The organism is Granulosicoccus sp. 3-233 (assembly GCF_052681095.1).
This window is the reverse complement of record NZ_JBQYLE010000004.1, coordinates 295,613-317,165: the sequence shown is the minus strand read 5'-3', so window position 1 is coordinate 317,165 and position 21,553 is coordinate 295,613. Positions and strand designations below refer to the sequence as shown.

Sequence of the window (21,553 nt, the reverse complement as noted above, 5' to 3'; positions counted from 1 at the left end):
AGCAGGGCCTTTCGCTATAGACGCTCCGGCCGGGTACATGCCGGGATCGTGGTTTTCATCAAGAGCTACTTATGGATATCGAAAAAACCGTGTCGACGCGCACGTTGGGCAAGGCCAGTCTGCTGCTGCTCATGTTCCTGCTCAGTGCCTGTGGCGGCAGTGGCGGTGACTCCGTGAATGGAGGCGGAGATGATGGTGGAGATGTCGATATCATCGAGAAGGATGTGGTTCCCGAAGCTCGAGGACTGCTGCCATCACTGTCACCATCGATTGCCAGCTTCGAAGGCGAGCACCATGCAGGCAGTGAGGCCTGTTCCACCTGTCACAACGATGCGTCCATGGAGATCACGACCCCCATTGCCGGTGAAACCCGCAATGTCTCGATAGGGACTGCCTGGGAAACCAGCATGATGGCCAATTCGACTCGTGATCCGTATTGGCACGCCGTCGTGGCCTCCGAGCTGGACAACTACCCGCATCTGGAAGAGGTGATCAATGACGAGTGCATCGTCTGTCACGCGCCGCTGGCTCATGATCTGACCGAAAAGGAAGGACTGGACCTGCGTCTCTACGACCAGTTGTCGGCCAATGGTGTCACGGTGATCAATCCGGGACTGTATTCCATGGATGACAGCAATGAAGTCTTCAACCATGCGATGGATGGTGTCAGCTGTTCATTGTGTCATCAGATGGACGGTACCAATCTGGGCACCGAAGAGAGCATGTCCGGTGGGTTCGAAATCGTCGGTTCACCCACCGGTGATCCCATGGATCGACCGGCCTATGGTCAGTATGCCGATCCGGAGGTCAGTTACATGCGTCAGCAGGTGGGCTATCTGGCACAGCAGGGTCTGCATATCAGTACGTCCGAAAGCTGCGCTACCTGCCACAATCTGAATGTGCACTCGATCAGCCAGGACGGTGAGCCGCTGGAAGACGTGCTGTTTGCCGAGCAAGCCACTTTCACCGAATGGCAGAACAGCGAATACGCTATCGGTGGGCCGCAGGAAGCCACTTGCCAGAGCTGTCACATGCCCAGGCTCGATCAGGATGTCTACATCGGACAGGGTGCTCCCGATAAACGTCCGGACTTTTCCGAACATACCTTCCTGGGTGCCAATACGGTCGTGCAGACCATGCTGATGAACTACAGCGAAGAGCTGGGCCTCAAACCGGGCATGGATTTCGAGGCATCCATCCAGCGCAATCGTGAATTTCTGAAAACTTCCGCGGACGTGACCATCAGTGGTGATGGTGTCGTCAACGGCGAGCTGCAGTTCGATGTGCACGTCAGGAACCAGACCGGCCATCGCCTGCCATCCGGCTATCATTCACGTCGTGTCTATCTGCATGTACAGGTGCTGGACAGCAGTGGCGAGCTGATCTTCGAGAGCGGCCGGATCCGCCCCGATGGCAGTATCGTGGGGGTGGCCGAGGATGTGAATTCGGCTACCTGGGAGCCGCATCATGACGTGATCACCTCGGAAACCCAGGTGCAGGTCTATCAGGCCATTACCGGCAATTCCGACGGAGATCGTACCCATTCGCTACTGGCCAGCAGCTTTTACCTGAAGGATAACCGCTTGACGCCCGCTGGCATGAACAAGGGGGCGATCCTGAATGACGACTCTCTGCCGGACACCTTTGGCGTCTTCGGGGCGGCGCTGACCGACGATGATTTCAACAACGGTGAGGACACCGTCAGCTATCGAATCGCCGTTGGCAGCAACGAGGTCTATACCGTGTCGGCGGAATTGCGATACCAGTCGCTCAGCTATGGTCACCTGCAGAAACTGTGGACTCAGGGCGACCGGGTCGATCAGGTCGACATGTTCCGCACCATGTACGACAACACCACATTGCGCGATGAAGTCATTGATACGGCGACGCAGATCATGCAGTAAGGTGCTACCGCTCTCACTTGCAGTTCTGATTGATCGGCTATACTGCTCGGCATTGAATCTTCGACAGATGAGTGGGCTCTCGTGGCCCACGGTGCCTGTCCACGCTCAGGAGCTCCTTCCAATGCCCACCACCCGTTCCATGAAGTCCCGTCTGTCCATGTTCGCAGGTGCGCTGCTGTCGCTGCTGCTGGCAGTGCCGACACTGGTCAATGCCCAGGCTGGCAATGGCCTGGAGTATCGCATCGGTCCAGAGGACGTTCTGCACATCTCGGTGTGGCGGGAAGAGGACCTTGATCGCAAGGTACTTGTGCGTCCCGATGGCGGTATTTCCTTCCCTCTGGCGGGGGACATCCAGGTCTCCGGCCGGACGCCGCTGGAAGTTCAGGACGAGATCCGCTCACGTCTGCAGCGCTATGTCCCCGATGCCGAGGTCACGGTCTCTGTCGACAAGATCTCCGGTTACACCGTATTCGTGCTTGGTGAAGTGGAAGCGCCGGGTCAGTTCACCCTGGGACGCTATGTGGATGTCGTTCAGGCTCTGACCCTGGCCGGCGGCTTCACCCCTTACGCCAGCAACCGCAACATTCAGGTGCTGCGTCGTCAGGACGGTCGCGAAGTGACCTATGAATTCGACTTCCGTGATGTATCGCGCGGTCGCAACCTGGAACAGAATATAATCCTGCAAAGTGGAGATGTCGTCCTCGTTCCCTAGCTGATGGTTTCCCGTTTCCGCCGATTCGGGAAAGGCATCGCCTGAGTGGAACCCGGAGATCGTCTGTCTCCGGCAATTTCGGCTTCCTAACGCATCGGGATTACACGCATGGCACTGTTCAACAGGTCCGGAAACAACTGCGTCAGTACCTTGACGATATTGAGTCTGTCGGCCTCGCTGGTCTCGCTGCCTGCGGTGGCGGATGTCTGGGTCTTCGAGCCCTCGATCTCTCTCGATCAGCGCTTCGACGACAACTACTACCTCATTCCGGCCGGTGATGGATCGCTGAGCGCCACGCGCGCCGTGGGTGAACTGGGCCTCAGCCGTGAATCGCAGGCGACTTCGTATCGCGGTCTGGTCAGGGTCGATGGTCTGCTGACGACCAGCAACGACAACGGTGATGAAGGCCTGGATTCAAATCAGATTGCCGCGGCCGAAGCGGTGCATCGCACGGCTCGCTCACGCTACGGCGTACTGGTGACCTTCACCCAGGATACCCCGAGCCGCGATATTGCAGCCGATCTGAGTGACAGCAGCAGTCTGGCGTCGGATACCGGCCTCGATCTGACACAATCGAGCAATGTGGCGCGGCAGGAATGGGTGATCGAGCCGTCCTTCGAGTACGATCTGACACGTCGACTGGCGTTTGATTCGCAGCTTACCTACACCACGGTGGATCACGACCTGCCTGACCCTCAGGATGCGATCTATCGGCGGTATATCGATACCTTTCCGCGGTCGGCGGATGGCAGTTTCGACGGTGTTCCCCTGTCCTATAACGAGGTGACCATCGATGATGTCGGCAGCGTCTTCACCCCCAGCGGCGAACTGGATGACTTCGAGGAAGCCGAACTGGAAATGGGATTCCGCTACAAGTACACGCCCATCACCACGTTCAGCGTCACCGCATCCTACAGCCACTACACGGCTGAGGTAGAGCCGGATACCCTGGCCTTCATTCCGTTCGAGGATCTGATCTCGGACCCGGATGAAAAGGACATCCGGCGCAAGGCGCGACGCGATTCCATCTCGACCACGGCGACTTTCAAGCTCGGTATCGAACGCTTTCTGACGCGCACGCTGCTGCTGGGTGTCGATGGCGGTGTCTACACCAATACCACCGACCTGAGTGACACGCTGCGTGCCACGGACATCCCCGAAGGTGGCAGCCCGATCCCCCAGGAGAGCCTGGATGCACTCGAGACTGAAACCGACGGCTGGCTGGCCAGTGTCTCGCTGACCTACGATGCCGGCGTGACCCGCTATGCAGGCAAGTTTGCCGTGGATGTGGAGCCCAGCAGTTCCGGTACACAGGTGGAAACCCATGAGCTGACCGGTACGCTGGATCGGGTTCTCTCGCCACGCCTGAACCTGTCCGTGCGTGCCAGAGCGTACGAGCCGGATCGCCTGGGAGCCATCAGTAATGACCGTTTTGCCCGTCGATTCATCAGTTTCCAGCCGAAGATCGAGTGGAAGGCATCACGCAACTGGACAGTGTCGGCCGCCTATCGCTACCGCCGACAGAAGGCGCAGATCGATCCGGTATCGGCCGAGAGCAATGCCATATTGCTGGCACTGAAATACACGCCACCCTCGGAAGTCCGGGATGCCGCTGAAGCCAACGGGCTGTAAGGCGGTTCAGTCGAGCGGTTGCGCCGTCCCTGTCTCTGTCTCATCGGAGGCAGGTGCAGCGGCGGCAATTGGTGGGGCTTCGTCCGGTACGTAATCCAGGATCGTCATGCTTGAGGGATCAAAGAGGGCAATGCCATTGGCATAGCGGGCCTTGAAGGTGTAGAACTCGACATCCTCGGCCTGCAGCTGGCGCTTCTCCAGTGCGTTCTGTACGGCGGCGTCTGCGCCCCGTTGAACAATCGCCGGCCAGTCCAGCGCATCCTTCTGTATGGCCGCATGATGTTGTGTCAGCGGAACGTACTGGTCACTGCGTCCCTGCGGGCCGGGATAACCGTTGAGGATGTCTGCCAGAAACTGACCGAAATCGTCAGGCTCCGGGGTCAGCAACAGGGGCAAATGCAGCAGGCTTGCCGGCGGCAGGGGGCGAGGTTCCTCGTTCATGGCGAGCAATTGCTGATCGGATGTCCGGTTGTCACTGGCCGAGACGGTGTTGAAGCCGTTTTCGGCAAACACGATGGCCACGGTACGTTGCTGGTGGGTAGTGTAGAAGCCATAACCCAGTGCTGCGATCTGCAACAGAGCAATCAGAGACATGTCCAGCAACAGTTTGGGTTTGCCGGGTTTGTACAGAATCAGGGTCAGAGCCGGCCCCAGTACCAGGTCGATCATTGCGACCAGTTTCAGGCCCTGCCAGCCACCGTCGAGAAAGAACAGCTCGCCGGGAAACCAGTAGAGCAGCATGACGATGACCAGAACGGAAAAAACCAGCAGACTCAGCGTCAGGTGAATGGCAAATGCGACACCCTTCGTCGGGCCTGTGGAGGGCCAGGGGAGAGAGCGTGTCATGTGCTTGCGTCCTCGATGATGCGTTGAACCAACGCACTGCCAAGCAACGAATACGCCATCTTCATGAAACCTCGAAGCGAGTCTGATGGTCCATGCAACGGTAGCGCCCACGATCCATACCCGGCATCCTTGCCGGATCAACCGAATGTCAGGCAACAGGAAAGACTCTCCCTATCCATGAACAAGCCCAGGTCTGCACCACGTAAACGAATCAATCTGGCCCTGCAGGGGGGAGGGTCGCATGGCGCCTTCACCTGGGGAGTACTGGATCGGATACTGGCAGATGAGCGACTGGAAATAGCGGCTATTTCCGGCACCTCGGCGGGAGCCATGAATGCCGTGGTACTTGCCCATGGTCATGTGAACGGGGGGGCGCAACAGGCGCGTCAAAAGCTGGAAGAATTCTGGCGAGCGGTCAGCGAGGCAGCCCGTTGCAGCCCCGTTCAACGAGCCCCGCTGGACTATCTGATGGGGACCTGGTCCATGGAAAATTCCGTGGGGTATCAGGCCATGGACGCCATGACTCGCACCTTGTCGCCCTATCAGTTCAATCCACTGAACATCGATCCCCTCAAGAAGATACTGGAGTCCTGTGTCGACTTCGACTGTGTGCAGAACTGTACGGATATTCAGCTGTACATCTCGGCGACCAATGTGGAGACCGGTCGTGTCAAGGTGTTCGACAGCAACAATCTGACAGCGGACATGGTCATGGCATCCGCCTGTCTGCCGCAACTGTCACAGGCTGTCGTCATCGACGGCGTGCCGTACTGGGACGGCGGGTACATGGGCAATCCGGTACTGTTCCCTTTTCATCACCACACGGACTCGGCGGATATCGTGGTGGTGCAGATCAATCCCATCGAGCGCAAGGGAGTTCCCAGGACGCCCATGGAGATCCAGAACCGGGTGAGCGAAATCACTTTCAATGCCAGTCTGTTGAAGGAGCTTCGGTCGATAGAATTCGTGGATCGCCTGCTCGAGGCCGGCAAGGTGGATGGGCATCAATATCGACGGGAGTTCATTCACATCATCGAGAATCAGGAGGCCCTGCGACCTTTGGGAGCCTCTTCCAAGCTGAATGCGGAGTGGGGTTTTCTGTGTCTGTTGCGCGATATCGGTCGGCAGAGTGCAAGCACCTGGCTGGAGCAGCACTACGATGACATCGGTCAGAGAAACACGGTGGACCTGAAGACCATGTTCCAGGGGCAGGCGGACCGCTGAGAACGGCCATTCGAGACGAGGCGCCCTGATCGATCAGGGCCGAGTCTCAGGCAAACAGGATGCCGGACTGCACACCCAGCGTGGATTCGATACGATGCAGCAGCTCGCGTTCGGCGGCTGAAATTCGTTCCCCGCCAATGCCGAGGATGCTGCCTTCCTTGGCGGCCTTGGCTACCGCCAGTGCGATGTCGATCGTCCATTGCTTGTAGGCATGGGCCTCGCTTTCGCTGCAGCGTTCGCCAACCAGCGCCGTGGCTGCTCGACAATCCTCGATGGCCATGGCCTGCAGTTCCTCGCGGCTGCTGATGTTGGCTGAACTGACGCGCTGCTGGGCCCGCTCACGATAATCGGCCATCTTGTTCCTGGCCTGATCCCAGTTGTCGGCCTTGCTCAACAATGCGTTGATCAACTCGCTGTCCGGATGAGTTTCGCGTGCGTGCACGGAGGCACGCATACCGGCGCTCATTTCCCTGATTGTGCCGATGATGCCGCTGGGGGCTGCATTGCTCATGGCCGCGCCGATCATGCCCGGCATGGCGCTGAGCAGAAACCATTCGTCGTCGTTGAAGGCATCCTTGATGGTCATGGCAGTCTCGGCTTGCGTGATGGTCATGGCAGTGTCGGCTTGCGTGCTGGTCTGTGTGCGCAAACGGTTCACTCTTCCCGCAGCAGCAGGAACTCAAGCAGGGCCTTCTGCGCGTGCAGACGATTGCCTGCTTCCTCCCAGACCACACTCTGTGCGCCGTCGATGACCTCGGCCGAGACTTCCTCGCCACGGTGGGCCGGCAGGCAGTGCATGAACAGGGCGTCCTTCTGCGCCAGTGCCATCATGTCGGTAGTGATTTCATAACCCTCGAAAGCCGCCTCCCTGGCTTTCTGTTCGGCTTCCTGGCCCATGCTGGCCCAGACATCGGTGACGATCAGATCGGCATCCTTGCAGGCTTCGGCCGGTGAGTCGGCACGGCTGGCATGATTGCCGGCGTTGGCCAGGATCCCGGCATCAGGCTCATAGCCGTCGGGGCAGGCGTAAGTCAGGTGAAAGCCGAGCAGGGCTGCCGTATTGAGGTAGGAGTTGCACATGTTGTTGCCGTCACCGATCCAGGCAACCCGCTTGCCGCGGATGTCGCCGCGATGATCGAGGTAGGTCTGCATGTCGGCCAGCAACTGGCAGGGATGCAGAAGATCGGTCAAGGCGTTGATGACCGGTACGGTGGCGATCTCGGCGAAGCGTTCCAGCATGTCATGCGAGAAGGTGCGCACGGAGATGACATCGACCATCTGCGACAGTACCCGCGCGGTATCGGCGGGCGGCTCGCCACGTCCCAGCTGCGTACCTTCGGGTGACAGATAGATGGCGTGGCCGCCCAGCTGTGTCATGCCGGCTTCGAAGGAGACACGTGTACGAGTCGAGGATTTCTCGAAGATCATGCCCAGGACGCGACGCGGCAGAGTGGCTTCACAGCTGTGGGATTCCCACTGCTTGCGCAACTCGCTGCCACGCTGGATGATGGCGCGGAATTCGTCCGCGGTCAGGTCGTTTTCTGAGAGAAAGTGTCGCATGTCGTTGGGGTGTTCAGGCGTGGGCAGCGGCGTCGCTGCCATCAGGCAGGTCGGATTGTTGCAGAAAGTCGATGATCAGATCGCTGATGCGTCGCACCAGTTCATCGGCTTCGGCGTCGGAGAGGATATAGGGCGGGAGCAGGCGAATGACATTGCCGGCGGTGACGTTCAACAGAATGCCGGCCTCCAGCGCCTTGCCGACCAGTTCGGCGCAGGGAACATCCAGTTCGATGCCAAGCATCATGCCTCGACCACGGATGTCGCGAATACCGGGTTGGTTGTGCAGGCTGTTGCTGAAGCCGTCGAGAATGCGTGTCCCCAGTTCGCCGGCACGGGCCACCAGATGCCGCGTTTCCATTTGCTGAATGACAGTCAGTCCTGCGCGGCAGGCAATGGGATTGCCACCGAAGGTGGTGCCATGACTGCCTGGCTGGATCAGCTCGGCTGCGGTGCCGTGGGCCAGACAGGCACCGATGGGCATGCCGTTGCCCAGCGCCTTGGCAACGGCAACGAGATCGGGCTGGATCGCTTCCGCCTGGAAGGCAAACCAGTGACCGGTACGGCCCATGCCGGACTGGATCTCGTCGCAGATGAGCAGCCAGTCGTGCTCGTCGCACACTCTGCGCAGCGCTTGCAGATAGCCTTCATCCGGGATGTTGACACCGCCTTCGCCCTGAATCGGCTCCACCATGATGGCCACGATATCGTCACGACTTGCCGCTGCCGCCTTGATGGCGTCGATATCATTGAATGGCACGACCTCGAAGCCTTCTACCATGGGGCCGAAGCCGGCCTTGATCTTCTGGTTGCCCGTGGCCGAGATGGTGGCGATGGTGCGACCATGAAACGCCGTGTCCATGACCAGGATGGTCGGTGTCTCAATGCCCTTGGCATGGCCATGCAAACGTGCAATCTTGATGCAGGCCTCGTTGGCCTCGGCGCCGGAGTTGCAGAAGAAGGCCTTGTCCATGCCGGCTATGCGACACAGTTCTGTTCCCAGAGCCTCCTGTTGGGGGATGTGGTACAGATTGCTGACATGCATCAGTTCGCGCGCCTGCTCGGCGATGGCTTCGCTGATGGCGGGATCGGCATGACCCAGCGCGCACACGGCAATGCCACCCAGGGCGTCCAGGTACTCACGTCCCTGATCATCCCACAGGCGAGCACCTTCACCGCGTTGCATGGTGACAGGCAGGCGACCGTAAGCGGCCATCAGTGAAGCCATTGGAAAAAGCCTTTGGTTATTATGGGAAACAGGCGCTTGATACTATTACAGTTGCGGCCGCAGTCCAACCCATCAGGGCTTGTTGAGGCCCTTGAAATGGCGGGGCGATGAGTCTGATCGATACAGAATATGCTTTCGTCGGTCCCCACGCTTGCCAAGGCGGAAACTCCGGTGAGACCATATGCGGGTCATTACCGCTGTATTTGCGCCCGGGAGATGCCGATTTACACCAGACTGCCACCTGCGGCTGTGTCTTGGTATGCTCTCGGTCACCAGTAGAGCCGACGCGCAGCGTGGCGGCGGCAGTCTTATCGGTCAACCCTTCAGGAGATTTACATGTCCTTTTCATTTCCAGACCTGCCTTACGACTTCACGGCTCTCGAGCCACATGTGGATGCCCAGACCATGGAAATCCATTATGACCGGCATCACCGCACTTACTTCAACAATTTCACGGGCGCAGTCGACGACACGCCCATGGCTGACAAGTCCCTGGAAGAAGTCATGGGCATGGTGGACGCCAGCACATCGCCTGCAGTCCGCAACAACGGTGGTGGTTACTACAACCACATCCTGTACTGGAACTCCATGTGCAACGGCGGCAGTGCTCCCAGCAGCGAGCTGTCCTCTGCCATCGACTCGGCCTTCGGATCCATGGATGAGCTGAAATCCGGTCTGAAGCAGGCCGGTATCGGTCGTTTCGGTTCCGGTTTTGCCTGGCTGATCGTCAAGGACGGCAAACTGGAGATCACCTCCACTCCCAATCAGGACAACCCGCTGATGCAGGTGGCCGAGAAGCAGGGTACGCCCATTCTGGCGCTGGACGTGTGGGAGCATGCCTACTACCTGAAGTACCAGAACAAGCGTCCTGATTACATCGACGGTTGGCTGGAAGTGGTCGACTGGGCGAAGACCTCCGAGCGTTTCGCAGCAGCCAGCTGATCATTCGGCTTCGCTGTTGCCTGCCGGGTCGGCATTGACCGACCTGGCGGGTTCTGTCCCTGTATCACCCTGCCGACCTCGACTTTTCACGGAAAAAGTCCTTGCAGTCCCTTGTCGGGCTCTTGCAGTTCTGTCGGTGATTCCCCACATTACGATTCATTCCGGTGTACCTGCCAGGCGGCGGGCGTACACTGTCGTGTCTGTCCATGAATTCGTATCTGACCGTGAGCAAGCAGCACCATGAGTGATCAAGCGTCCGACGTCCGTACCCGTATCGAGCAGCAGATTGCCGAGAACCCGGTGATCCTGTACATGAAAGGCACACCGCAGTTGCCCATGTGCGGTTTTTCCATGCGTACCGTGGAAGCGCTGAAGCAATGCAACAAGGAATTTGCATTCGTCAACATCATTGCCGACCCCGCCATTCGCGAAACCCTGCCTCAGGTGTCCGACTGGCCCACCTTCCCGCAGCTCTACATCGAACAGGAACTGGTCGGTGGCTGCGATATCGTCATGGAGCTGGCAGAAAGTGGTGAGCTGCAGAAGATGATCGACAAGGCGGCCCGACCTTCAGACTGAAGCGTTCGAGAACATGCCGGGCAGGCTGATTGTCCTGCATCCGGCAGTTCCTCATCTCAATCGAAATCGACCTTGCCGCGTCCGGCCTTGAGCCGTGAGTGGCGGGTCTTGTGCTCCAGGCGTCGCTTCACCGAACTGCGTGTCGGTCGGGTTGGTCGACGCTTCTGCGGCACATGCACCCCCAGCCGAATCAGTTCGGCCAATCGTTCGAGAGCATCGGCATGATTCTGTTCCTGCCGACGGTGCTGTTGCGCCTTGATCACGATCACCCCATCCTTGGTCAGTCGCTTGTCCTTGATGTTCATCAGGCGCTGCTTGATGTGATCCGGCAGGCTCGAGGCGCTGATATCGAATCGCAAGTGCACCGCAGATGCCACCTTGTTGACATTCTGGCCACCTGCTCCCTGTGAACGGATGGCCTGCCACTCGATTTCCTCGAGTGGTATGGACAAGGTGTCATTGATCTTCAGCACGGTTCCAGCGGGTCCTCAGCGGGGCACGTAGGACCCATCCGCGATGGGTGCGTCGATGCCTGCATGCAGTTCTTCCCAGCGATTCACCACCGAGCAGAACAGATCGGCGGTCATGCGTGTGTCGTAAATGGCGGAGTGTGCCTCCGAGGTGTCCCATTCCATCCCTGCCGCCACGGCGGAGCGTGCCAGTACAGTCTGCCCGTAGGCCAGGCCGCACAGGGATACCGTGTCGAAACAGCTGAAGGGATGAAACGGGTTCTTCTTGATGCCACAGCGATCGGCGGCAGCATTGACGAACTTGAGGTCGAAAAAGGCGTTGTGCCCCACGAGGATGGCACGTGTGCAGTTGGCCGCCGATACCGCATCGCGCACCGGGTTGAAGATGTGCGCAAGAGCTTCACGCTCTTCGCGGGCGGCCCGCAGCGGGTGGTAGGGGTCGATGCCGTTGATCTCCAGTGATTTGGGTTCGATGTTGCTGCCGTCGAACGGGACGACGTGGGTGGTGTAGCTCTTGACCGGGCGAAGCTTGCCCTGATCGTCCACGTCCAGCAGAACGGCGGCAATTTCCAGCAGGGCATCATTGCGCTCGTTGAAGCCCCCGGTTTCGACATCCACGACGACGGGTAGATAGCCTCTGAAACGTTCACTGAGGGAATAGGCTTTTCCGGGTTGATACATATACGCCAAGCGCTCCTGAGCGGTGCGGATTAAAGGATAGGGAGGTTAACTTAGCGGAGAATCATACACGCCGGTGTAGTGATACCATCGAACCTTTCCCGAATACGCGACGTTCTGCACTGTGCGTAACCTGCTTCAGCAGTATTTCAACATTGCGTTTCTCATGGGCAAGCCGCAAGACTTGCCGCCTGGCCGTGAGCAGATGCAGATAGGGACTGGACTGGCGCTGGTCAGTTACGTCATGGCCGTGGCTGTGCCATTCGGTGTGGAGCGGGCGTTTCTGCAGGCTGTGATCGATCTGGGCTGCACCGGAGTTGCAATCTGGATAGCCTTGAGTATCGTCGGTCGCACGGCCCGCTTCGAGCAGGCGTTTGGTGGTCTGTGCGGGGCATCCACCTTCATCAACCTTGCAGCCCTGCCGCTGTTCGCCTTGCGCCCCGATGCCACGGGTGCGGCCATGGCAACGAGTACGGTGGCCGATTTCGTGTTGCTGGTCTGGGGGCTGTCACTGATGGCGCATGTCATCAGGCATACCTTCGAGGTCAGGATGTTCGTGAGCGTCGTGATGTCGGTGGCATTCTTCATCGTGCTGTCGGCCGTGGTGGCCTCGATCTGGCCGGTACCCGAGCTGAGCACGGACAGGGAGAAGATCTCGCTGCCGAGTGGCCCGGATGTACGGCCAATGACCTTGGCGTCTGGCTTCGCAGGAGTCTGAGGTAATGAGAGGCTTGTTCGATACTGATGCGAGAATGATATGATCCGCGATTCGTTCGTCGTGCCAAAGGTTTACAACGTCACCCGTGTCCGTGCCTGTTCGACAACGCTCCTCAGCGTCCTCACGTCTCGCCCGGCGTGCTTTTGCCTGCAATGAACCTCGGTTGCAGCAACGAGCAGTGGATGCGGGCATGGTAAAGCCTGCCGCTTCCAGACAGACGCCCCGATCCAGCGCCGATGCGGCATCTGCCGGCGGCAAGGGCGAGAACGGCTCGGCTGTGAAGCCGGAGGGCGACGATAAATTGGCGCCGGTCTCGATCAAGCCGCTGGATATCGTGGTGCCTGATCAGATCGGTCGCTACACCATTGGTCGACGAATCGGTTCCGGTACCTGCGGCGTCGTGCATCAGGCGCTGGACAATCTGCTGGGACGGGAAGTGGCCATCAAGCTATCGCCAATGGGTGAGGCGCATGTGTCCACTGGCAAGGTACCCGGGGCCCAACGTGCCTACCAGACCGAGATCATTGCCGCCGGTCGATTGACGCACCAGAATATCGTCACCGTACACGATGCCGGACAATTCGAAGAGCTCAATTACCTGGTCATGGAGGTGGTTGAAGGCAAGTCCCTGAAGGAATACGGCAAGGGCAAGACCCTGTTGCCGGTACATGAGGCCTTGCGTGTGATTGCCGAGTGCTGCATGGCGCTGGACTACTCGCACCAGCAGGGAATTCTTCATCGAGACATCAAGCCGGCGAACATCATGCTGGCGAACAATGGCGTGGTGAAGTTGCTGGATTTCGGTATTGCCGTGGGCCTGCGAGATGAGGGTGAGCTCAATCGCAAGGGGCCGACACTGGGCACGCCCAACTACATGTCGCCTGAGCAGATTCTGGGGCGTGATCTGGGGCCACCCAGCGATTTCTACTCGCTGGCAACTGTGCTGTTCGAACTGCTCACCGGGCGTCAGTTGTTCAAGGCAAAGAAGGTGAAGGATCTGTTCCGCACGGTCGTTCACCGACCTGCACCGCGTCTGCGTCAGATACGTCCGGACCTGCCTGCGGAACTGTCCAGTGTGCTGGCCAGGGCGCTGGAAAAGAAACCCGAGGTTCGCTACCAGACAGGCCAGGACATGGCGCGTGCCCTGCGCCCGTTCATCGAGAAATTCGGCGTGCAGAGTCGCCGCCCCCTGGCCCGGCAGAGGCTCATACGCAGGCTTCGGCAGCAGTCCTTTTTCAGGCCGTTTTCCGAGGCCGAGATCAGTCAGTTGCTCGATCGTGTGCAGGTGCGCCGCTTTGGTCCACAGGACACGCTGACAGCGTGCGGGACAACGGTACGTCGTCTGCTGGTGATCACCGACGGGCTTGCCAGTATCCGGGCGCAGGACCGCCATCTGCGACTGTTGTCGGAAGGCGACAGTCTTGGCGAAGCCAGTTTCATCAGCGGCGCTCCTGCGTCGCATGATGTCGTGGCACTGACCGATGTCAAGGCGCTGGAATTGTCTGCGGGTTCATTGAGCAAGCTGCCGTCGAAAGTCCATTTGCACTTCTATCGACATGTGTCCGAGCTGCTCAGGGCAGGCAACGCACTCGCCGATACGGCCGAGTGCGATGTCCTGCTGTGAATGACTGATTGCTGACGCAGGGATCAGCTGGCGCTGTCACTGTTGTGGCGGCGTGCCATCAGCTTCTTTTCCCAGTCGAGTGATGTCCTGACAATGGTGTCAAGTTCATCGAATTGCGGTTTCCAGTCCAGGGTCTGGTGGATCTTGTCGACAGCGGCAATCAGCGCCGGCGGGTCACCGGCTCGGCGCGGTTGTTCGATGACCTTGAGGGGCGCTCCGTGCACGCGCTCCACCGCGTCGATGACCTGGCGTACGCTGAAGCCATGCCCATAGCCGCAGTTGAGTAATGTGGACTCACCCCCCTTGCGCAGATAATCCAGCGCCGAGAGGTGGGCGGCTGCCAGGTCGGACACATGGATATAGTCTCTGACCCCCGTGCCGTCTTCCGTCGGATAGTCGGTGCCGAATACATACAATTGTTCACGCTTGCCCAGGGCGACTTCCGCGGCGACCTTGATCAGCAGAGTGGCATTGGGGGTGGATTGGCCGATGCGACCATCCGGGTCGGAACCCGCCACATTGAAGTAGCGCAGCACCACATGCTTGAGGTCGGTGGCGGCACTGAGGTCGCGAAGCATGGCTTCGGACATCAGCTTGGAGGTGCCATAGGCGTTGATGGGGGCGGTCTGCAGCTCTTCATGGCAGGCACCGATGCTCGGATCCGGCACACCGTAGGTGGCGGCCGTCGAGGAAAAGATGAAGTTCGCGACCTTGTTGTCCTGACAGGCTTGCAGCAGGTTGCGGGTGCTGCAGGTATTGTTCGCATAGTACTTGAGCGGGTTCTCGACGCTTTCGGGAACAATGGTGTGTGCCGCGAAATGCATCACGGTGTCGATGCCCTTGTCGGCGATGAGCTGGCTGACCAGTTCGATATCCCCGGTCTTGCCGACGACCAGTTCACCGTGCAGTACGGCATCGGCGTTGCCGGTTGACAGATCATCGAGTACGACCACGGATTCGCCGCGTTCTCCCAGTAATTTGACGACATGGCTGCCGATGTAACCGGCTCCGCCGGTAACGAGTATGGGCTTGTTGTTCATGGTTGACACTGGCCGCCTTGCAGTTGCGATATGGGTTGATCGGTATTGTATCGTTCGATGCCGATTAATTCAGCCGGAGCTGTGCCATCATCGCTGTGCTGCAGACTATCCGGGTTAGACCGTATCGTGATTGATCATAGTGAACAGGTAGCTGAGGGTGCCTTGCTGCTCACCGTCAACCAGCGCCTTGCGCGCCATCATCTGTCGCGCTACAGCCGGTGGCAGCTGCAGCAGGGGCGTCAGTGGTGGGAAACGCCTGCCATTCTGCCGTTTCGCGCCTGGCTGCGCACATTGCACGATGCGGCTCTGGCGGCGGGGCTGAGTGAGCGCACGCTGCTGCCCGATCTGCTGCAGCAGAAGTTGTGGCGGCAATGCATCGAGGATGATGCGCATCTGGAACTGCTGGACAAGGATGCCGCCACCGTGGCCGCAAGGTCGGCCTGGGAGATGTCCTGTGCCTGGCAGTGTGCCAACCCGGAAGACGACTATCTGTCGCACGATCAATATACCTGGCAGCGCTGGTGTCACAGCTATACCGACGCGCTGGAGGCGCAGAGTCGGATCGATGAGGCATCGCTCGCCGATCATCTTTGCGAGGTGCTGAGTCAGCCGGCGGCTGCGCCATTGTTGCCGGATACCGTGATCTTCGAAGGCTTCCTCGAACTGCCGCCACAGTTGCTGCAGTTCACCCGAATGCTGAGCGAGGCCGGTGTCAACGTGCAGCTGGCACAGCGCCAGCCGCGGGCGCAGGTGCTGAGCCGGGAGTACGTGGACGATGAACAGGAAATACTGTCCATTGCGAATCACATGCGCGCCGAACTCGAGCACGATGTCGAGCAGTCATTGGGTCTGGTGGTGTCAGACTTGCAACAACGCAGGGCGTCGGTCATGCGTGCTTTCGATCGCGTGTTCTTTCCGGGCATGTCGCCGGAACAGATACGCCAGCAGGGCCGGCCCTATGATCTGTCACTGGGCACGCCGCTGCGCGATACCGCGGTGGTCAGCGCCGCCCTGTCTCTGATCAGGCTCAGCCTGGGGAGCATCCAGGGCAGTGAATTGTCAGCGGTGTTGCTGAGTCCGTACACGGAAGCCTCGGCCAGTGAAGCCCGGCGTCGCGAGCAACTTGATCGCCGTCTGCGTGATGAGCGAGTGCGGTCCCTGACGCTGGAGCAATTCAGGAACAGATTGTACGCTGGCAGCCGCCTGCGAGAGCCGGTCGAGCAGCTGCTGCAGCGCACGCGCTTCAGCAGTGTCACGCTGAGCGAATGGGCGCGACGCTTCAGCGACAGCCTCAGCCTGCTGGGCTGGCCCGGCAAGTCGATCGACACCGAAGAGTACCAGGCTGTCTCTGCCTGGATGGAGTGTCTCGATGACATGCAGTTGCTCGATGACGGGGAAAGCGTCAACGTCAGCGACGCCCTGCGTCTGATCCAGCGCCTGGCACGCGACCGCATCTTCCAGTTGGAGACGCCCAGCACACCCATCCAGATCATGGGGCGGCTCGAGAGCCATGGCATCGACTTCGACTGCCTGTGGGTCGCCGGGCTGGACACCGAGCAATGGCCACCCACGGGGTCTCCCAGTCCCTTTGTCTCCATCGATTCGCAGAAGGCTCAAGGGGTGCCCGTCGCCTCTGCAACGGCGCGACTGGCGCTGGCAGAGCGTGAGTTCCGTCTGTGGGGCTCGCAGGCGCCGCTGCTGATTGCCAGTCATGCCAGGGCGCGCGACGGCAAGTCACTGGATGTGGCATCGGTACCCGACTTCGAAGCCTCGGCGGCCAGTCTGGCGGCGGCTGCCGAACGCCTGCAACGACTCGAGAACCTGCCACCACTGATCGATCCTGCGACGGTACTGCAGGCCTCTCTGCGTCTGGAGGCCATCGTGGATGATCATGGGCCGGCCTTGCCCGAGGGCAGTGAAGTGCGTGGCGGGGCGCGCCTGTTCGAGGATCAGGCGCTGTGTCCCTTCCGTGCGTTTGCCTTGCACCGGCTGGCCATCCGGCCGTTGGAGGAAGCCGGTTTGGGGCTGGATCCTCGCCAGCACGGCATCTTGCTGCACAGCGCGCTGGAGCAGTTCTGGCAGACGGTGGGCAGTCATGCCGCACTGCTGGCCTTGAGTGACGAGCAGCGCCTGCAGGAGCTGGAACGGGTGATTGACGCGGTTGTCGAGGAATATCAGGTACCGGACTCGCTGCGCAGGCTGGAAACCATTCGTCTCAAGGGCTTGCTTGACGAATGGCTGGTGCAATGCGAGATGCCACGCCAGGCGTTCGAGGTCGTATCACTGGAACAACGACAGAGCATCGAGCACGGTGGCGTCGTCATGAACGTGATGCTGGACCGGATCGATCGGATAGGTGAAGCACTGGTCGTCATCGATTACAAGACCGGCACCTCCAGCAGAATCAACACCTGGGCTGATCAGCGTATCGTCAACCCACAGCTGCCCCTGTATGTACTGACCAATGATGAGATCGAAGGGGCCGGTTTTGCGCAGGTCGCGCGACACCAGTGCACCTTCAAGGGAGTGGCCAGCGATTCGTCGCTGTTACCCAAGGTCAAGACCAGCGTCACTCGTTCACGCGGCGGGCAGGCAACGGATCGACCACTGGAGAACTGGAGCGACTGGCGTGCGCACTGGCGCGAAGCACTGGACGGGGTGGCCAGCGAGGTCCGCCAGGGACTGGCCACAGTGACGCCGATGAAGACGGCCTGTCTGCATTGTGATCTGAAATCCCTGTGCCGAATCGACGAACAGGCTGTGGTGCCAGAGCTGGATTCAGAGGACGGGATGGAGGTGTCATCATGAGAAAGCCGATTGATGCGGACGTTCGTCAACGTGCTCTGGACCCACGCCAGTCCTTCATCGTGCAGGCGCCTGCAGGCTCGGGCAAGACAGAGCTGCTCACCCGGCGGGTACTGACGCTGCTGACGAGTGTGGATGAGCCTGAAGAGATCATGTCCATCACCTTCACTCGCAAGGCGGCCAGTGAAATGCGGCAGCGTGTGGTGGAAACACTGGTCAGAGCCGCCAGCGGCGTCGAGGCTGCCAATGACTACGAGCAGGAGGGTCTGGCGCTGGCGCACGATGTGCTGCAACGCGATGCCGAGAGACAGTGGCAGCTGATACGCAACCCACAGCGTCTGAACCTGCGCACCATTGATTCACTCGCGACGCAACTGGCGCATCGTCTGCCGGTCACCTCCGCGCTGGGGGCCCCCACCGGGATCGTGGAAGATGCCAGTGCCCTGTATCGGGAGGTGGCTGCCCGTTTCATCGAGTCCAGCATGGAGTCGCTCGATCTGGTGATGTTGCAGGTTGGCAATCGCCTGGAACAGGTGCGTTCCCTGCTGGCCAGTCTGCTGGCAAACCGGGATCAATGGAAACGCTATGTCTATCATGACGAAGACCATGATGCCTTGCGCGAACACCTGGAGGGCATGCTGGGGCAGTTGATCGAGTCACGCCTGGAGAATCTGTGTGTGCTGCTTCCTGACGGTCTCGAGGAGGCGTTGACCGCGCGATTGCGGCTGGCTTGCAGCTTTCTGCTGGAGGATGCCGAAGGCGATCTGGACGAGCTGCCCTGGGAAATGCAAGGCTGGCTGGATCTCGAAGAGCTTCCCGGTGCCTCGGTGGAAGATCTGAATCGCTGGTGCTGTATCGGTGCCGCCCTGCTCACCAAGGGCGGGAGTCTGCGCAAACGTCTGACCCGGGCGGAAGGTTTTCCGGCGAAATCCGATGCCAGGAAGCGCGGTGTCGAGGCTGCCGTACTGGTGTCTCACAAACAACAGATGCAGGATCTGCTGGAAGGGGTGGCACTCTGCCCGGAATTCATCGATGCTCTGATCGAGGTTTGCAATCTGCCGTATCCGCGCTATGCCGATGAGCAGTGGGATCTGCTGTCGCAACTGCTGAAGGTGTTGCCGGATCTGTTGCTGGAATTGCAGCTGGTGTTTGCCGAGCGGGGGGTAGTGGACTTTGCCGAGCTGTCCGAGCGAGCACAGCGGGCGCTGGGGACCGAAGAGGCGCCAACCGATCTGGCCCTCGCGATGGATCTGTCGCTCAAGCACATTCTGGTGGATGAGTTCCAGGATACTTCGCAGACCCAGTTTCGCCTGTTCGAACGACTGGTCAGTGGCTGGAGCCCTGACGATGGCCGCACCTTTTTTGCCGTGGGTGATCCGATGCAGTCGATCTACCGTTTCAGAGACGGCGATGTCGCCTTGTTCGGCAAGGTCAGTGATCAGGGGATTGGTCCGGTGGCACTGGAATCGCTGGTACTGGAGGTCAACTTCCGTGCAGCGCCGGATGTCATTTCCTGGGTGAACGAGACGTTTTCGGCGATCTTTCCGAAGCGGGCGGATGCGGATACCGGGGCAATCACCTATTCGGAATCCCGGGCACACCTAACCAGCGAAGGCAACGTGCAGTTGCACGGCCTGGTTGATCGAGGCCGGGATGATGAAGCTGCCCGGGTCGCCTCTCTGGCTGCCGATGCACTGGCAACGGACCCGGAGCATACGGTAGCCATCCTGGTTCGAACTCGCTCGCAGGCGGGAGAGATATTCGATGCGCTGCGCGCCCGTTCGTTGCCCTATGAGTCCATCGACATGGACCTGGTGGGCGAACGCGGGGTGGTGCGTGACCTGATCTCACTGTGTCTGGCTCTGCGCTATCCGCATGATCGTCTGCACTGGCTGTCGATATTGCGTGCACCATTTGTCGGGCTGACGCTCAAGGATCTGCATGTGTTGATGGATTGTGACGATTCGCGGAAAGCGGTCATCGAGTTGCTGCGCGAAAGCGATCGTGTGGCTGCGTTGTCGGCCGATGGCCGGCAGCGGATCGAGCGATTCATGCCGCTGATGGAGCCTGCCTTGAAGCATGCATCCCGCAGTCGCCTGCTGCCCTGGGTGGAGGCGCTGTGGTTGCAGCTCGGTGGTCCGGCGGTGTGTCGGGATGCCGTGGATCGGGACGCCGCTGAAAGGGCCCTGGCGCGGTTGGGGGCACTGGAGGCCGAGGGGCGCTTGTGGGACAAGAGCATTCTGGCGGAAACCATGCAGAAGCTGTACGCGGCCAATGCCGAGGAGGGCGAGTGCCGGATTCAGGTGATGACATTGCACAAGGCAAAGGGACTGGAGTTCGATACGGTCATTCTGCCGGCTCTGGATCGGCAGCCTCGTGGGGATACCACGCAGTTGCTGAACTGGTTCGAGAGCACGCTCGATGGCAGGCCACAGATGCTGCTGGCGCCACTGGAGCAGTCCGGTCTGCCGCCGGGCCGCCGCGACCGCATCAATCGTCTGGTGCGCAAGGCCCGCGAACGCTGCGACGAACAGGAAAAACTGCGTCTGCTCTACGTCGCCTGCACCCGCGCCAAGCGCCATCTCCACCTCCTGGCCCGCATCTCCCGCTCCACCACCGGCGACTACCAGACACCCATCAATTCCTCCCTTCTCAAGCCTCTGTGGCCCCTGTTCGAATCCGATTTCCTGAGATCAGACACCCATGAACCATCCCGGGAACAACCAGCAGACACCCACAAAGCCGAGACAGCGCAGTCAGCAGACACCCATGAACCTGTAGCACCTTCAGCAGACACCCATGAATCTGTCACTGGTTCATCAGCAGACACCCATGAACCACCAGCGATCACCGCCACTGAGCCTGCTCCTTTGCTGGAAAGGCTGCCTCTGGCGACTTCCATTCCGACATTCGACTGCTTCAGCTGGAAAAGGAAGCAAAAAAATGAAGACTCCAGAGCAGATTCATTGACTTTTTCCTGGGCAGGGCGCACAGCACGGGATATCGGGACTGTTGTGCACCAGCAATTACAGCTGCTCGCCGAGAGGGCCGATAGCCTCGATGACGTCGATATGGCATCGCTGGCAGGGATCGCTCGCGTTCAGCTGCAGAATATGGGTGTCCAGAACGAAGCCTTGCCGGAGGCCGTCGCCACGGTCAGCGAGGCTGTGCGCAACACACTGGATGATCCGCGAGGGCGCTGGGTGCTGAAGAATCACCTGGAAGCCCGTTCGGAATGGGCCCTGACCGTGGCAGAAGATATGGGTGTCTTGTCTGGGACGGCGGAAGACATGGGTGTCCGGTCTGGTGGCGATGTGGGTGTCTGGAACCGGGAGGTGCGGCAGGTGGTGATTGATCGCACGTTTGTGGATGAGAATGGGACGCGCTGGATCGTGGACTTCAAGACCGGAGCGCATCAGGGTGGGCAGCTGGAAACCTTTCTTGACAATGAACAGCAGCGCTATGCCGTTCAGCTCAACCGCTATGCTGATATCATCAGTCGCATGGATGGGCGTCCGATCCGCGTGGGATTGTACTTTCCACTGCTGAAGGCATGGCGGGAGTGGCAACCGCCGCTCTCGGGCGATGAGTAGT

At 59.8% G+C, this 21,553-nt stretch carries 17 protein-coding genes; 10 read left to right on the top strand and 7 right to left on the bottom strand.

The features are described 5' to 3' along the window. Positions 1-71: 71 nt before the first annotated feature. The 3 genes from ACUNV4_RS13330 to ACUNV4_RS13320 all read left to right on the top strand — a co-directional run bounded on the left by ACUNV4_RS13330 (position 72) and on the right by ACUNV4_RS13320 (position 4,248). On the top strand, positions 72-1,904 hold the full coding sequence (locus ACUNV4_RS13330) for a hypothetical protein (RefSeq protein ID WP_430879055.1): 1,833 nt from the start codon (positions 72-74) through the stop codon (positions 1,902-1,904). Positions 1,905-2,025: 121 nt separating this feature from the next. Beyond that, positions 2,026-2,616 carry a polysaccharide biosynthesis/export family protein gene (locus ACUNV4_RS13325; RefSeq protein ID WP_430879054.1) on the top strand — a complete coding sequence of 197 codons (591 nt, stop codon included), beginning with the start codon at positions 2,026-2,028 and terminating at the stop codon, positions 2,614-2,616. A 108-nt stretch (positions 2,617-2,724) separates the two neighbouring features. After that, on the top strand, positions 2,725-4,248 hold the full coding sequence (locus ACUNV4_RS13320) for a hypothetical protein (protein WP_430879053.1): 1,524 nt from the start codon (positions 2,725-2,727) through the stop codon (positions 4,246-4,248). Positions 4,249-4,254: 6 nt separating this feature from the next. Here ACUNV4_RS13320 and ACUNV4_RS13315 read toward each other — a convergent pair whose 3' ends face one another. Next, complete coding sequence (locus ACUNV4_RS13315) at positions 4,255-5,094, bottom strand: hypothetical protein (RefSeq protein ID WP_430879052.1); 840 nt, start codon at positions 5,092-5,094, stop codon at positions 4,255-4,257. 177 nt (positions 5,095-5,271) lie between these two features. Here ACUNV4_RS13315 and ACUNV4_RS13310 point away from each other — a divergent pair, with 177 nt between their 5' ends. Further along, complete coding sequence (locus ACUNV4_RS13310; protein WP_430879051.1) at positions 5,272-6,318, top strand: patatin-like phospholipase family protein; 1,047 nt, start codon at positions 5,272-5,274, stop codon at positions 6,316-6,318. A 46-nt stretch (positions 6,319-6,364) separates the two neighbouring features. Here the strand turns inward: ACUNV4_RS13310 and ACUNV4_RS13305 are convergent, their stop codons facing one another. The 3 genes from ACUNV4_RS13305 to ACUNV4_RS13295 are packed head-to-tail and all read right to left on the bottom strand — an operon-like array spanning position 6,365 to position 9,103. Next, positions 6,365-6,967, bottom strand: coding sequence for a hypothetical protein (locus tag ACUNV4_RS13305; RefSeq protein ID WP_430879050.1), 603 nt, complete (start codon positions 6,965-6,967; stop codon positions 6,365-6,367). Between the two features lie 5 nt (positions 6,968-6,972). Next, complete coding sequence (gene argF, locus ACUNV4_RS13300) at positions 6,973-7,920, bottom strand: ornithine carbamoyltransferase (RefSeq protein ID WP_430879049.1); 948 nt, start codon at positions 7,918-7,920, stop codon at positions 6,973-6,975. Further along, positions 7,892-9,103: an aspartate aminotransferase family protein gene (locus ACUNV4_RS13295; protein ID WP_430879048.1), complete on the bottom strand. Its 1,212-nt coding sequence runs from the start codon at positions 9,101-9,103 to the stop codon at positions 7,892-7,894. The genes argF and ACUNV4_RS13295 overlap by 29 nt, the downstream gene beginning before the upstream one ends. A gap of 336 nt (positions 9,104-9,439) precedes the next feature. On the opposite strand from ACUNV4_RS13295, the gene ACUNV4_RS13290 reads away from it, so the two are divergent. After that, the gene (locus ACUNV4_RS13290) at positions 9,440-10,045 is read left to right on the top strand and encodes a superoxide dismutase (protein ID WP_430879047.1); all 606 of its coding nucleotides are present in this window, start codon (positions 9,440-9,442) and stop codon (positions 10,043-10,045) included. Between the two features lie 240 nt (positions 10,046-10,285). Continuing rightward, positions 10,286-10,624, top strand: coding sequence for a Grx4 family monothiol glutaredoxin (gene grxD, locus ACUNV4_RS13285; RefSeq protein ID WP_430879046.1), 339 nt, complete (start codon positions 10,286-10,288; stop codon positions 10,622-10,624). 56 nt (positions 10,625-10,680) lie between these two features. On the opposite strand, the gene arfB is transcribed toward grxD, so the two are convergent. After that, entirely contained in the window at positions 10,681-11,097 is a 417-nt protein-coding gene (arfB, locus tag ACUNV4_RS13280) for an alternative ribosome rescue aminoacyl-tRNA hydrolase ArfB (RefSeq protein ID WP_430879045.1), read from the bottom strand. Positions 11,098-11,112: 15 nt separating this feature from the next. Further along, entirely contained in the window at positions 11,113-11,775 is a 663-nt protein-coding gene (gene rnt, locus ACUNV4_RS13275; RefSeq protein WP_430879044.1) for a ribonuclease T, read from the bottom strand. A 121-nt stretch (positions 11,776-11,896) separates the two neighbouring features. On the opposite strand from rnt, the gene ACUNV4_RS13270 reads away from it, so the two are divergent. Then, positions 11,897-12,490, top strand: a complete 594-nt coding sequence (locus ACUNV4_RS13270) for a hypothetical protein (RefSeq protein ID WP_430879043.1) — start codon at positions 11,897-11,899, stop codon at positions 12,488-12,490. Between the two features lie 190 nt (positions 12,491-12,680). Next, positions 12,681-14,114 (top strand): protein kinase domain-containing protein, encoded by a 1,434-nt coding sequence (locus tag ACUNV4_RS13265; protein ID WP_430879042.1) that lies wholly within the window; start codon positions 12,681-12,683, stop codon positions 14,112-14,114. 23 nt (positions 14,115-14,137) lie between these two features. On the opposite strand, the gene galE is transcribed toward ACUNV4_RS13265, so the two are convergent. Further along, complete coding sequence (gene galE / locus ACUNV4_RS13260) at positions 14,138-15,154, bottom strand: UDP-glucose 4-epimerase GalE (protein ID WP_430879041.1); 1,017 nt, start codon at positions 15,152-15,154, stop codon at positions 14,138-14,140. A 126-nt stretch (positions 15,155-15,280) separates the two neighbouring features. Between galE and ACUNV4_RS13255 the strand changes: the two genes are divergently transcribed. Together ACUNV4_RS13255 and ACUNV4_RS13250 are read left to right on the top strand one after the other, a co-directional pair. Continuing rightward, positions 15,281-17,962: a PD-(D/E)XK nuclease family protein gene (locus tag ACUNV4_RS13255; RefSeq protein WP_430879040.1), complete on the top strand. Its 2,682-nt coding sequence runs from the start codon at positions 15,281-15,283 to the stop codon at positions 17,960-17,962. Next, positions 17,959-21,552: a UvrD-helicase domain-containing protein gene (locus ACUNV4_RS13250; protein WP_430879039.1), complete on the top strand. Its 3,594-nt coding sequence runs from the start codon at positions 17,959-17,961 to the stop codon at positions 21,550-21,552. Before ACUNV4_RS13255 ends, ACUNV4_RS13250 begins: the two co-directional genes overlap by 4 nt. Position 21,553 lies beyond the last annotated feature (1 nt).

Excerpts from the sequence above, each read along its gene's own strand:
- ACUNV4_RS13330 (WP_430879055.1), top strand. The coding sequence starts at position 72 with ATGGATATCGAAAAAACCGTGTCGACGCGCACGTTGGGCAAGGCCAGT.
- ACUNV4_RS13325 (WP_430879054.1), top strand. The coding sequence starts at position 2,026 with ATGCCCACCACCCGTTCCATGAAGTCCCGTCTGTCCATGTTCGCAGGT.
- ACUNV4_RS13320 (WP_430879053.1), top strand. The coding sequence starts at position 2,725 with ATGGCACTGTTCAACAGGTCCGGAAACAACTGCGTCAGTACCTTGACG.
- ACUNV4_RS13315 (WP_430879052.1), bottom strand. The coding sequence starts at position 5,094 with ATGACACGCTCTCTCCCCTGGCCCTCCACAGGCCCGACGAAGGGTGTC.
- ACUNV4_RS13310 (WP_430879051.1), top strand. The coding sequence starts at position 5,272 with ATGAACAAGCCCAGGTCTGCACCACGTAAACGAATCAATCTGGCCCTG.
- argF (WP_430879049.1), bottom strand. The coding sequence starts at position 7,920 with ATGGCAGCGACGCCGCTGCCCACGCCTGAACACCCCAACGACATGCGA.
- ACUNV4_RS13295 (WP_430879048.1), bottom strand. The coding sequence starts at position 9,103 with ATGGCTTCACTGATGGCCGCTTACGGTCGCCTGCCTGTCACCATGCAA.
- ACUNV4_RS13290 (WP_430879047.1), top strand. The coding sequence starts at position 9,440 with ATGTCCTTTTCATTTCCAGACCTGCCTTACGACTTCACGGCTCTCGAG.
- grxD (WP_430879046.1), top strand. The coding sequence starts at position 10,286 with ATGAGTGATCAAGCGTCCGACGTCCGTACCCGTATCGAGCAGCAGATT.
- rnt (WP_430879044.1), bottom strand. The coding sequence starts at position 11,775 with ATGTATCAACCCGGAAAAGCCTATTCCCTCAGTGAACGTTTCAGAGGC.
- ACUNV4_RS13265 (WP_430879042.1), top strand. The coding sequence starts at position 12,681 with ATGGTAAAGCCTGCCGCTTCCAGACAGACGCCCCGATCCAGCGCCGAT.
- galE (WP_430879041.1), bottom strand. The coding sequence starts at position 15,154 with ATGAACAACAAGCCCATACTCGTTACCGGCGGAGCCGGTTACATCGGC.
- ACUNV4_RS13250 (WP_430879039.1), top strand. The coding sequence starts at position 17,959 with ATGAGAAAGCCGATTGATGCGGACGTTCGTCAACGTGCTCTGGACCCA.